The organism is Phenylobacterium sp. (genome assembly GCF_041913825.1).
Taxonomy (GTDB): domain Bacteria; phylum Pseudomonadota; class Alphaproteobacteria; order Caulobacterales; family Caulobacteraceae; genus Phenylobacterium.
In genome coordinates, this window is record NZ_JAYSEO010000030.1 from 1 (window position 1) to 11,158 (window position 11,158).

Here is an 11,158-nt window from a genome sequence, read left to right on the forward strand (position 1 = left end):
TGACGCCGGCGCTGCACACGCCGCTGATGGCCGTCACCAACGCCATTTCCTCGGTGATCATCGTGGGCGCCCTGCTGGCCGCCGCGGCCCAGGGCCAGGGCGGCGAGCTCACCGGCAACGTGCTGATCTCGAAGGGGGCCGGGGCCATCGCCGCCGCCTTCGCCGCCGTGAACATCTTCGGGGGCTTCCTGGTCACCCAGCGGATGCTGGCCATGTACAAGAAGAAGGACAAGCCCAAGTGAGCCGCTACGGGCGGGAAGCCGAGCTCTCCCGCGCCGCCCTGCTGGTGGCCGGCGGCGGCGCCCTGGTGGGCGTGAGCCAGCGGGCCATGGAATCTCCGCAGAGCCCGATCGCCCAGGTGCTGCTGGTCGCCGGCGCGATCGTCATCGTGGTCGGCCTGGTCGCCGCCGTTCGAACTCTCTTCCGGCGCCGGGGGGGCGCTGAACAATGAACGCCAATCTCGCCGCCGTCCTCTACCTCGTCTCGGGCGTGCTGTTCATCCTCGCCCTGCGCGGCCTTTCCTCGCCCACGTCCAGCCAGGCGGGCAACCGCAACGGCATGATCGGCATGGCCATCGCCGTGGGCACGACGCTCGCGACCCTCGGCTGGCAGGGCGCGCTCGACCCCTTCACCCTGGCGTTGATCGGCGGCGGCGTGGCGATCGGTGGCGTGATCGGTGCGGTCATCGCCCGACGCGTGGCCATGACCTCCATGCCGCAGCTCGTGGCCGCCTTCCACAGCCTGGTCGGCATGGCCGCCTGCCTGGTGGCGGTGGCGGCGATCCACACGCCCGAGGCCTACGGCATCGCCGAGGCCGGTCGCATCCATCTGAACTCGCTGATCGAGCTGTCGCTCGGGCTGGCCATCGGCGCCATCACCTTCACCGGCTCGGTGATCGCGTTCGCCAAGCTTAACGGCAACATGAGCGGGGCCCCGATCCTGCTGCCGGCCCGTCACCTGCTGAACATCCTGATCGCCGCGGCCATCGTGGCGCTGATCGCGGTGCTGGTGGCGAGCGGCGGCCAGGCGCTTTGGGCCTTCTGGGCGATCTTCGCGCTGAGCCTGCTGATCGGCGTCACCCTGATTATCCCGATCGGCGGCGCGGACATGCCGGTCGTGGTGTCGATGCTGAACAGCTATTCGGGCTGGGCGGCGGCGGCGCTGGGCTTCACGCTCGAGAACACCACCCTGATCATCACCGGCGCCCTGGTGGGCTCGTCGGGCGCCATCCTCAGCTACATCATGTGCAAGGGGATGAACCGCAGCTTCATCTCGGTGATCCTCGGCGGCTTCGGCGCCGACGACAGCGCCGCGGCGGCCGGCGGCAAGGTCGAGACCCGGCCCGTGAAGCAGGGCTCGGCGGACGACGCGGCCTTCATCATGAAGAACGCGTCGAAGGTGATCATCGTCCCGGGGTACGGCATGGCGGTCAGCCAGGCGCAGCACGCGCTGCGCGAGATGGCCGACAAGCTGAAGGAGGAGGGCGTCGAGGTGAAGTACGCCATCCACCCCGTCGCCGGGCGGATGCCCGGACACATGAACGTGCTGCTCGCCGAGGCGAACGTCCCCTATGACGAGGTTTTCGAGCTGGAGGACATCAACTCCGAGTTCTCCACCGCCGACGTGGCCTTCGTCATCGGGGCCAACGACGTCACCAACCCGGCCGCCAAGACCGACCCGCAGAGCCCGATCTTCGGCATGCCGATCCTGGACGTGGAGAAGGCGCGCACGGTGCTGTTCGTGAAGCGCGGGATGAGCTCGGGCTATGCCGGCGTGGAGAACGAGCTGTTCTTCCGCGACAACACCATGATGCTGTTCGGCGACGCCAAGAAGATGGTGGAAGGGATCCTGAAGGGCCTCTAGGCCAGCGGGTCCCAGGTCCCCAGCGCCTGGCCGGTGATCAGCACCGGCCCGTCCGGGGCGATCTGCTTGTGGAGCACCCACACGTAGCCGTCGACGATCCCGTCGCCGTCGAGGTCGACCTCAACGCGCCGCCCGGGCCCGAAGCCTGGCGCCAGGGTGGACGGGCCGGGCGGAGGCTCCTGCTCCACGCCCACTTCGCCATCGGCGCCGGGGGGATGGGGCGTCACCGTCACCGGCCCCCCGCGATCGGTCTGGAGGCGGTCGCCCTCGAACAGACGAAGGTCGAGCACGACGCCCAGCAGGGTGTCGGCTTGGCCCATCACCGCCGGGCCGGCGACGACGAATGTGTCGGCGCCCGCGCCGCCCTCGGCCACCGTCCGCGCGTCGAGCGTGATGCGGTCGTCCCCATCGCCGCCCTGCAGCAGGTCGTAGCCGCCGTCGGGCGCGCCGCCGCCGGACAGGGTGTCGTCGCCGGCGCCGCCGACGATGTGGTCGGCCGCCGCCGTGCCGACCAACAGGTCGTCGCCGTCGGTTCCGACGATCAGGTTGAAGGCCGGAGCCTCGGCCAGGACCAGCCGCGGGGCCGCGGGCACCTCCGGCGCGGCCAGGGGTGGCAGGCCGGGGGCGGCAGTCGGCTCGCCGGAGTCCGGGAGCAGCGCGGCGCCGGAGGCGGCCGGCGCCGGGGCGGGCGTCCAGGCGGCGGCGCGCGGCTCGGGCGCCGCCTCGGAACTGAGCGCGACGGCCTGCACGGCCACCTCGCGCTTCTCAGTCAGCGCGCCGTCGTCGGCCGGCTCGGGCGGCGGCGGCAGGTCGGGCGCGAACACCGGCTCCTCGGCCGGTTCGCCGTCGCCCACCAGGGCGGCGCTGGTCTCGTAGAAGAAGGCCGTGGCGACGATCAGGGCGATGAAGGTCTGCGCCTGGCGGCCGGCCAGGCTGAACGGCACCACCACGTCGCCCTGTGGGACCTCCTCCGGCCCCGCGGCGAGCCGCTCGGCCAGCGCCAGGTGCAGGTCGGAGCCCTCGGCGATGGCGTCGTCGACCGCGTAGTGGACCACGAACCGGGCGCCGATCCGCGCCACATGGACCAGCACCTCCTCGTTCAGGTCCTTGACCACGCACCAGGGATCGCCGTCGTCGGTGGTGCCGAACACCACCTCGACGCCCAGACCGCTTTCGGCGAACTGACGGCCCAGCTCCTCCAGCCGCGCCCGCTCGGCGGCGGTCCAGTCGCCGCTGGCGCGAACCTTGGCGATGAAGGGCAGGACGTCACCCATGGACGGTCGGGTTCCCTAGGCCTGGGCCGCCTGGCGGCCGGCGTCGTCGAACAGCAGTCGATAAAGCTCAGGCTCGTAGTAGCGCAAGAGGGTGCGGGCGAATTCCCCCGGCTCCATGCCCAGCGCCTCGGCCCAGGCGCGCTGGGTCTCGATGGGCAGCCGGCCCAGCCCGCTCTCCACCTGGCTGACGAAGGTGTAGTAGCGCAGCCCGACCCGCTCGGCGAGTTCGGCCTGGGTGAGCCCGGCCGCTTCCCGCGCGCCCTTCAACCAGCGCCCCGCCTGCTGGCGCAGGAGCTTGGTCTGGGCGGCCTTCGCGGGGTCGGCGGCGGGTCTCGGCATCAGAAGCTCCTCGTCACTTAAGGGGCTCCCCGCCTCGACGCTTGATGCGCGCGCGGAAGCCGCGTACAGTTTTTACGAAACAAGTACATACGTCAGCCGCCGTCGCTTGTCACGGGTAACCTGCCAACCTATCAATGGCGAGGCTATTCGGGGTCGCGCGGGGGCGCGCCAGGGGATCTCCAGAATCATGAAGCGTTTGTTCGTGTCCGCGGCCTTCCTGCCGCTGGCCTATGCCGCGTCCGCCGGCGCCGAGACCAAGATCAGCACGGCGACGACGGCGCCGGTGCAGACCGCCACGGTCGCCAACGGTCAGCGGGACGACCTGACCGTCGAGAGCGCGGGCACGATCAAGCCGACCGCGGCAGGCGTGGCGGTGACGCTGAACTCGAACAACACCGTCCGCAACGCCGGCTCGATCGGCTTCGAGGCCGGCCAGAGCAATTCCACCGCCGTGCTGATCCAGGGCGGCTTCACAGGCGGCTTCATCAACACCGGTTCGCTGGTCGCCACCGAGGACTTCACGCCGACCAACAGCGACAACGACGACGACCTGGACGGGCCGTTCGCCCAGGGGACCAACCGCCACGGCGTGCGCCTGGTGGGCCCCGGCGCCTTCACCGGCGACATCCGCAACGACGCGACCGGCACCATCACCATCGAGGGCAACGACTCCGCCGGCATCCGGCTGGAGAGCCAGCTCATCGGCAACCTGACCAACTCGGGCACGGTGAACGTCCTCGGCGACCGCGGCGTCGGGATCTCGGCCGTCAACGTGACCGGCAACGCCCGCGTCGAGGGCCAGGTGCTGGTGCGCGGCGAGAACTCCGTCGGCGTTTCGCTGGGCGACGTCGGCGGCGGCGTGCGCCTGCAGGGCGTGGTGACCGCCACCGGGTACCGGTACACCGACCGGCTCGCCGACACGCCCCGGAGCAAGCTCGACGCCGACGACCTGAAGCAGGGCGGCCCGGCGGTCCGCATCGCCGGCAACGTCGCCAACGGCATCCTGCTCGACGTGCGCCCGGCCGACGCGGACGCCAACGACACGGACGAGGACGACGACGGCGTGGCCGACGCCCAGGAAGGCAACGCCGTGCTGACCTCGGTCGGCGCCGCGCCGGCCCTCGAAGTCGGGGCCGCCGACAGGGCGACCACGGTCGGCCTGGTGGGCGCGGGGAACAACGCCTACGGCCTGGTGCTGAAGGGCGAGGCTGTAGGCCTTGGCCAGATCGACGGCGTCTCCGCCACCGGCGTCCGCATTGGCCAAGCCGGCGGCGGGACGACCACGATCCAGGGCGGCATCCACGTGCAGGGCGGCCGCGTCGCGGCCGTCGCCTACGGGACCGACAACGCCGCCGAGGGCGGGCCGGCCACGGCCCTGATGCTGAACGGCAACGCCGCCGTGCCCGCGCTGCGCAACTCGGGCTTGATCGAGGCGACGCTGAACGGCGGCGCGCAGGACGCCCGGGCGGTCGTCGATCTGTCCGGCACGCTGTCGCTGGTGGAGAACACCGGCGTGATCCGCGCCACGGCGACGCCGCGCAGCGGCTCGACCAAGGTCGGCCAGACCGTCGCCCTCGACCTGCGGGCGAACACCACAGGCGCCACGGTGCGCCAGACCAAGGCGACCAGCACCAGCACGCCCTCGATCACCGGCGACGTGCTGTTCGGCTCCGGGGCCGACCGCCTGGAGATCCAGGGCGGCGCGCTGACCGGCGCCATGGCCTTCGGGGCCGGGGCCGACACCCTGGTCATCGACGCCGGCGGCGTGGTCACCGGACGGCTCACCGACACCGACGGTCAACTGGCGGTCAACGTCGGCGAGGGCCGACTGGCGGTCACCAACTCCGACGTGATCCAGCTCTCGTCGCTGTCGCTGGGCGCCAAGAGCGTGCTGGCGGTGACGATCAACGGAGAGACCGGCGTCGCCACCCGCTTCAACGTCTCGGGCGCCACCACCATCGCCTCGGGCGCGCAGATCGACCTCGCCCTGTCCTCGCTGCAGCGCGGCTCGAAGTCCTACGAGATCATCCGCTCCGGCGGGCTGCAGAACCAGGGCGCCGCGGCGACCCTGGCCGGCGCGCCGTTCCTCTACACCGCCAGCCTGCGCAACGACGCGAGCGCGGTCTATGTGGACGTCCGGCCGAAGACGGCCGCCGAGCTCGGCCTGAACCGCTCCGGCGCTCAGGCCTATTCGGCGGTGTTCGAGAGCCTCGACCAGAACGCGCAGATCGAGCAGGCCTTCCTCGGCCAGAAGACGGAAGCCGGCTTCCAGGCGCTCTACAACCAGATGTTGCCCGACCACTCGGGCGGGGCGCTGCTGTCGGCGCAGGCGATCTCCACCGCCGTCTCGTCGGCCATCGCCCATCCGCACGCCCCGGCCGGGGGTGGCGGCAACGGCGTCTGGGCGCAGGAGATCCTGTTCCAGATCGATCGCGACGCCGAGGACGCTCTGGGCTTCGAGTCCGAGGGCTTCGGCATCGCCGCCGGCTATGAGCTGGTGGGCGAGAACCAGGCGGTGGGCGTGAACGTCAGCTTCGTCAGCGCCGAGTTCAACGACCAGGCCGCCTCGGCCGGCGAGAAGATCGCCATGAACTTCTTCGGCGGCGGCGCCTACTGGCGGGTGCAAACCGGCGGGCTGCAGGCCAATGTCCGCGGCGGGCTGGGCTACGCCAGCTTCGACGGTGCGCGCCTGTTCGTGACGCCGGACGTCAACCTGCGCAGCGAGGCCGACTGGAACGGCTGGCTGGCCGAGGCCCACGCGGGCGTCTCTTACGAGGCGCGGCTGGGCTGGTTCTACGCCCGGCCCGAGCTGTCGGCCGACTATGTGCGGCTGTCGGAGGACGGCTATACCGAGGCGGGCGGCGGCGCCGGTTTCGATCTCGATGTCGAGAGCCGCACGGGCGACCTGCTCACCGGCCAGGCGCTGCTGGCCCTCGGCGCCCGCTTCGGCGATGAGTTCTGGTGGGCGCCCGAGGTGAAGGTCGGCTGGCGGGCCAAGCTGGCCGGGGACGCCGGCAAGACCACCGCCAGGTTCGGCTCGGGCTCCGCCTTCACCCTCGACGCGGAGGACGTCTACTCCGGCGGCGCCGTGGCGCGGGTGGGGGTCCGTGGCGGCGCCAACCAGGTGCTCTACGCCATCGAAGGCGGCGGCGTGTTCGACGACAACTACAAGGAATACGACCTCCGCGCGGTGGTCCGGTTCCTCTTCTAGGTAGAAGATCAGCAACGCCCTCGCGGGCCGACAGCCGGCCGGGCTCCAACAAATGTTGATGTCCGGCCGCCAAGTTTTCGCCTAGAAGGTCGCCCAGTTAACCAAACGCTAACGGCGGGAATGCCGACGCCCGGCCGTCCATCACTCAGGACGGGCCGATATGGGCGCGGTGGTGCTGGGAGACTATCTGCTTGACTGAAGCGAGTTCGGCTCTCGAGGCGCGTGCGCGCCATTGGATCGTCGACGCGGCCGTGGGCGCCGTCGTGGCGCTGGGTGCGATCACCATGGCCCATGCGGCGCTGCCGGAGCGGACCGCGCCGGCCGTCGAGCCCCGCGCGGAGCCGGCCGTCCGGCTGATCCCCGCCGCCGTCCAGCCGAGCGCGCCCGTCGACCTGATCAGCTTCCAGCATCCGGTGCTTGGCGAAGCGATCGTCTCGCCCTTCGGCCTGCGCCAGCTTCCCTGGGAGGAGAACGGCCGGCTGCACGAGGGCGTGGACATCGCCGCCGACTTCGGCGAGCCGGTGCTGGCCTCGGCGGACGGCGTCGTCACCCGGGCGGGCCAGAGCTACTCCTACGGCCGGTTCGTTGAGATCGAGCACGCCGAGGGGCTGACAACCCTGTACGCCCACATGGGCGGGGTGGCCGCCGAAATGCGCCCGGGCCTGGCCGTGAAGGCCGGCACGCCGGTGGGGCGGGTGGGCTCCTCCGGCACCTCCACCGGGCCGCACCTGCACTTCGAGATCCGCGACTCCAAGGACCGGCCGCTGAACCCGGCGCTGTTCGTCGGCAAGAGCTTCGCCACCGCCGAGGACCTGCCGCTGCGCGACGCCCGCCGCTTCCCGCGCCGGGTGCGGATGGCCTACGTCTCCCGGATCCCCGAGAGCAAGAAGGTGCTGATGGAGGCGAAGCTGGCGGCCAAGGACGGTCGCGCGGCCCCCGCCGCCCCGGCCAAGGACTCCGGCGTCACCATCTTCTACGGCGACGGCCGGCCGAAGGCGACGATCCGCGTCGGGACGAGCCGCCAGCCGGTGGCGGCTACCGGCGTGGAAGCCGATACCTCGGCCATCGTGCGGCCGGTTCCGGTCCCCGCGCCGGCGCCCGCGCCCAACGCGCCGGTGGAGACCGTCGCGACCGCAAACGGCTGAGCCCCTCGACGGCCAGCGGCGCCGTCGCCATATGCTGCGCTTCCCCACCGGAGATCGCGCATGAAGTACAACCAGCTCGGCCGCACCGGCCTCTACGTGTCGGAGATCTGCCTGGGGACGATGACCTTCGGCGGGTCGTCGGAGGCCGGCATCTGGCGGGCCATCGGCGCGCTCCAGCAGGGCGAGGTGGACGCCATCGTCGGCCGCGCCCTCGAGGCGGGGGTCAACTTCATCGACACGGCCGACGTCTACTCCTTCGGCGAGTCCGAGCGGCTCACCGGCCAGGCGCTGAAGAACCTCGGCGTCAGGCGCAGCGACGTGGTGATCGCCACCAAGGTTTATGGCCAGATGGGCCCGGGGCCGAACGACCGGGGCGCCTCGCGCGGCCACATCATGGACAGCGTCCAGGCCAGCCTCGAGCGGCTGCAGACCGACCACATCGACCTCTACCAGATCCACGGCAACGACCCGGTCACCCCGATCGACGAGACCCTGCGGGCGCTGGACGACCTGACCCGCCAGGGCCTCGTCCGCTATGTGGGCGTGTCCAACTGGCAGGCCTGGAAGATCGCCAAGGCCCTGGGGATCAGCGAGGCCAGGGGCTACGCCCGCTTCGAGAGCCTGCAAGCCTACTACTCCATCGCCGGCCGCGACCTGGAGCGCGAGCTCGCGCCGATGATGACTTCGGAGGGGGTCGGCCTGATGGTCTGGTCGCCCCTGGCCGGCGGTCTGCTGTCGGGCAAGTTCGGGCCGGGCTCGAACAATCCGGAAGGCGCGCGGCGGACCAACTTCGACTTCCCGCCGGTGGACCGCGACCGCGCCTGGGCCTGCGTCGAGGCCATGCGCGAGGTGGGCGAGGCGCACGGCGTGTCCGTCGCCCGCGTGGCGCTCGCCTGGCTGCTCGCCAAGACCCACGTGACCAGCATCATCATCGGCGCGAAGACGCTGGAGCAACTGGACGACAACCTCGCCGCCGCCGACCTGCAGCTCACCGCCCAGGAGATCTCGCGCCTCGACGAGGTGAGCGAGCTGCCGGCCGAGTACCCGGGCTGGATGCTGGCGCGCCAGGGCGCCGCGCGCGTGCCGGGCCCTTTCAGGAAGGCCTGAGCCCCTGGCGCACTCCGAGGCGCGGCCGCGGGCGCTCTTCCGCGGCGAGCAGGTGGACATCGGCGGGCGCAGCCTGCGCGTGGTGCGGGCCGGTCCCGCCGGCGCCGAGGCTCCGCTCATCCTGCTGGAGCACGGCGCTTTCGGCTGCGCGGCCGACTGGGCCGTGGTGCAGGACCGGCTCGCGGCGCGCGGGCTGCGGAGCCTGGCCTACGATCGCGCGGGTCTCGGGCACTCCGATCCCGGCCCGGCGCCGCGGGACGGCCGCGCCATCGTGGCCGACGCCGAGGCGCTGCTGGCGGCCGTGGGCGAGACAGGGCCGCTCGTGGCGGTGGGGCACTCGATGGGCGGCCTGATGGTCCGCCTGCTGGCGCTCACGCGGCCGGAGCGGGTGGTCGGGCTCGTGCTCGTGGACGCCATGACGCCGGACGTGATCCGGCTGCCGGCTAGCCGCCACGCCATCGGCTCCTTCGCCCGCGTCCTGCGGCTGGCGGGCGTCGGCGCGCAGCTTGGGCTGATGCGGCCAATCTCGCTGATCACCGGCAACCTGATCGGCCTCACCGGGGAGGCGGCGGTGGAGAAGCGCCGCATCCACGGTTCCGCGCCTCACGCCCGCGGCTCGGCGGACGAGGTGGCGAACTGGCCGGCCACCTCGGCCCAGGCAGGCGCCGACGAGCTGCCGCCGGAGCTGCCCGTCGCCGTGGTCACCGCCGGGGACGAGCGCCGGCGGCCCTGGCTGAAGCGGCTGCAGACCCTGCCGGCCCAGGCCTCGCGGCACGGCTACGTGGAGCATGTGGCCGGCTCGACGCACGCCAGCGTGCTCGGCCGCCGCTTCGCCGACCCGGTGGTGCGCGGTGTCGAGCACGTGCTCGACGCGCTCCCTTAGAAGGGCTCCCGCTCCACCAGGCCGCAGGCGGCGAGCAGCCGGTCGGCCACCAGTCCGCGGCAGGCCACGTCCCCGCTCTCCGCCACCGCCGGGCAGGTGACCGAGGCGCCCTCCAGCACCGCCGGGAGCGCCAGCCTGGCGCGCGCGGGGAGCGCCATCACCGCCGCCTGCTGCTCGCGCGGCAGCCGCCGGGCGAGGCCCTCCAGCCGATCGACGTTCAGCCCGGGGCGTGCCGCCGTCAGCTCGAAGCGTCCGTCCCAGACGACGGGCTTGCCGGGGGTGAGATAGAGGGTCGGAAGGCCGCCGCGACGGGCCTCGCCGGGTTCGCGGAAGACGCTGACCGTCGCCTCGTCGGCCTCGATCCGCGCGCCGGCCAGGCTGCTCGCCAGGGCCGCGGGACCGCCGAGGATCTGCCGGATGCGCTCAAGCGCCTCGGTGGCCGGCCGCCGGTCCCCGCCGCCCGCGCACACCGCCGCCATGCCGAGGAACGCCCGCGCCGCCTCCGGCGTGGCGCTCCGGATGGCCTCGCGCGGGAGGGTGAGACTTCCCGCGGCGTCGACGGCGCACGCCTCGCCCAAGGCCGCGAGGTTCGGTTCGGGAGCAGGGGCCACGGACGGCGCGCCGGCCGCCCTCGCTCGCGCGCGCGCCGAGCCCGGATCCGCGTTGGCGGGATCCTCGATCCACCGCTCCCCGCGCGCTGCCAACCAGTCGCGGATCTCGCCCCGCGCCAGCTCCAGCATCGGGCGCAGCAGGAAGACGCCGCGGCCTTCGGGCCAGGCGGGGGAGGGGGCCCACTCGCGAGGGGCGGGCGTGGTGGAGCCGGCGGCGCGCATGGCGGCGGCCTCGGCCACGTCGCTGGCGGTGTGGCCCATCAGGATGACCCGCGCGCCGGCCTGCCGCGCGGCCTCCGCCAGCAGGCGGTGCCGCGCCGCGCGGGCGGCGGCGGCGAGGCCGGTCCCCGGCTTGGCCCCGGTCCAGGCCAGCGCCCGGAAGGCCGCGCCCAGACGCCGGGCGGTGTCGGCGCAGGCCGCGGACCAGCCCGCGCTCTGCGCCTGCAGCCGATGGTCCACAGTGAGGATCAGCAGCGGCCGCCCGGCCTCGCGGGCCCAGTCGGCGGCGATCAGGGCCAGCGCCAGGCTGTCGCCGCCGCCGGACAGGGCGACGGCCACCGGGGCGTCCGCAGCGCGGAGCAGCCGGCGGTCGAGGATCGGGCCGACGGCGTCGGCGAGCGCGTCGGCCGGGGGGGGCCCCCCCGCGCGCCCCGGGGGGGGGGGGGGGGGGGGGGGGGGGGGGGGGGCCCCCCCGCGCCCGCCCCCGGGCGGCCCCGAGGCCCCCC

Annotated in this window: 10 protein-coding genes; 7 read left to right on the forward strand and 3 right to left on the reverse strand. The window is 73.1% G+C overall.

The genetic code is table 11. The features are described from left to right. From ACE3Q8_RS19990 to ACE3Q8_RS20000, 3 genes are all read left to right on the forward strand, one after another. On the forward strand, positions 1–242 hold a 242-nt coding region (locus ACE3Q8_RS19990; protein ID WP_374472241.1), incomplete at its 5' end, for a proton-translocating transhydrogenase family protein. Beyond that, positions 239–451, forward strand: a complete 213-nt coding sequence (locus tag ACE3Q8_RS19995; RefSeq protein WP_374472243.1) for a hypothetical protein — start codon at positions 239–241, stop codon at positions 449–451. The genes ACE3Q8_RS19990 and ACE3Q8_RS19995, both read left to right, overlap by 4 nt. Further along, on the forward strand, positions 448–1,863 hold the full coding sequence (locus tag ACE3Q8_RS20000; protein WP_374472244.1) for an NAD(P)(+) transhydrogenase (Re/Si-specific) subunit beta: 1,416 nt from the start codon (positions 448–450) through the stop codon (positions 1,861–1,863). Before ACE3Q8_RS19995 ends, ACE3Q8_RS20000 begins: the two co-directional genes overlap by 4 nt. Here the strand turns inward: ACE3Q8_RS20000 and ACE3Q8_RS20005 are convergent. Both ACE3Q8_RS20005 and ACE3Q8_RS20010 read right to left on the reverse strand, forming a co-directional pair. After that, the gene (locus ACE3Q8_RS20005; protein ID WP_374472246.1) at positions 1,860–3,137 is read right to left on the reverse strand and encodes a hypothetical protein; all 1,278 of its coding nucleotides are present in this window, start codon (positions 3,135–3,137) and stop codon (positions 1,860–1,862) included. The two genes, ACE3Q8_RS20000 and ACE3Q8_RS20005, sit on opposite strands and share 4 nt — an antisense overlap. A gap of 15 nt (positions 3,138–3,152) precedes the next feature. Further along, entirely contained in the window at positions 3,153–3,476 is a 324-nt protein-coding gene (locus ACE3Q8_RS20010; RefSeq protein ID WP_374472248.1) for a helix-turn-helix domain-containing protein, read from the reverse strand. A gap of 187 nt (positions 3,477–3,663) precedes the next feature. Between ACE3Q8_RS20010 and ACE3Q8_RS20015 the strand changes: the two genes are divergently transcribed. From ACE3Q8_RS20015 to ACE3Q8_RS20030, 4 genes are all read left to right on the forward strand, one after another. Then, positions 3,664–6,687 carry an autotransporter domain-containing protein gene (locus tag ACE3Q8_RS20015; protein WP_374472249.1) on the forward strand — a complete coding sequence of 1,008 codons (3,024 nt, stop codon included), beginning with the start codon at positions 3,664–3,666 and terminating at the stop codon, positions 6,685–6,687. 191 nt (positions 6,688–6,878) lie between these two features. Further along, entirely contained in the window at positions 6,879–7,832 is a 954-nt protein-coding gene (locus ACE3Q8_RS20020) for a M23 family metallopeptidase (RefSeq protein ID WP_374472251.1), read from the forward strand. A gap of 60 nt (positions 7,833–7,892) precedes the next feature. Continuing rightward, on the forward strand, positions 7,893–8,939 hold the full coding sequence (locus ACE3Q8_RS20025; RefSeq protein WP_374472253.1) for an aldo/keto reductase: 1,047 nt from the start codon (positions 7,893–7,895) through the stop codon (positions 8,937–8,939). 52 nt (positions 8,940–8,991) lie between these two features. Further along, on the forward strand, positions 8,992–9,822 hold the full coding sequence (locus ACE3Q8_RS20030; RefSeq protein ID WP_374472255.1) for an alpha/beta fold hydrolase: 831 nt from the start codon (positions 8,992–8,994) through the stop codon (positions 9,820–9,822). On the opposite strand, the gene tilS is transcribed toward ACE3Q8_RS20030, so the two are convergent. Beyond that, positions 9,819–10,991 carry a tRNA lysidine(34) synthetase TilS gene (gene tilS / locus ACE3Q8_RS20035; RefSeq protein WP_374472257.1) on the reverse strand — a complete coding sequence of 391 codons (1,173 nt, stop codon included), beginning with the start codon at positions 10,989–10,991 and terminating at the stop codon, positions 9,819–9,821. The two genes, ACE3Q8_RS20030 and tilS, sit on opposite strands and share 4 nt — an antisense overlap. Positions 10,992–11,158: the final 167 nt, after the last annotated feature.

Coding starts and splice junctions, on each gene's coding strand:
- ACE3Q8_RS20000 (WP_374472244.1), top strand. CDS start 448: ATGAACGCCAATCTCGCCGCCGTCCTCTACCTCGTCTCGGGCGTGCTG.
- ACE3Q8_RS20005 (WP_374472246.1), bottom strand. CDS start 3,137: ATGGGTGACGTCCTGCCCTTCATCGCCAAGGTTCGCGCCAGCGGCGAC.
- ACE3Q8_RS20010 (WP_374472248.1), bottom strand. CDS start 3,476: ATGCCGAGACCCGCCGCCGACCCCGCGAAGGCCGCCCAGACCAAGCTC.
- ACE3Q8_RS20015 (WP_374472249.1), top strand. CDS start 3,664: ATGAAGCGTTTGTTCGTGTCCGCGGCCTTCCTGCCGCTGGCCTATGCC.
- ACE3Q8_RS20025 (WP_374472253.1), top strand. CDS start 7,893: ATGAAGTACAACCAGCTCGGCCGCACCGGCCTCTACGTGTCGGAGATC.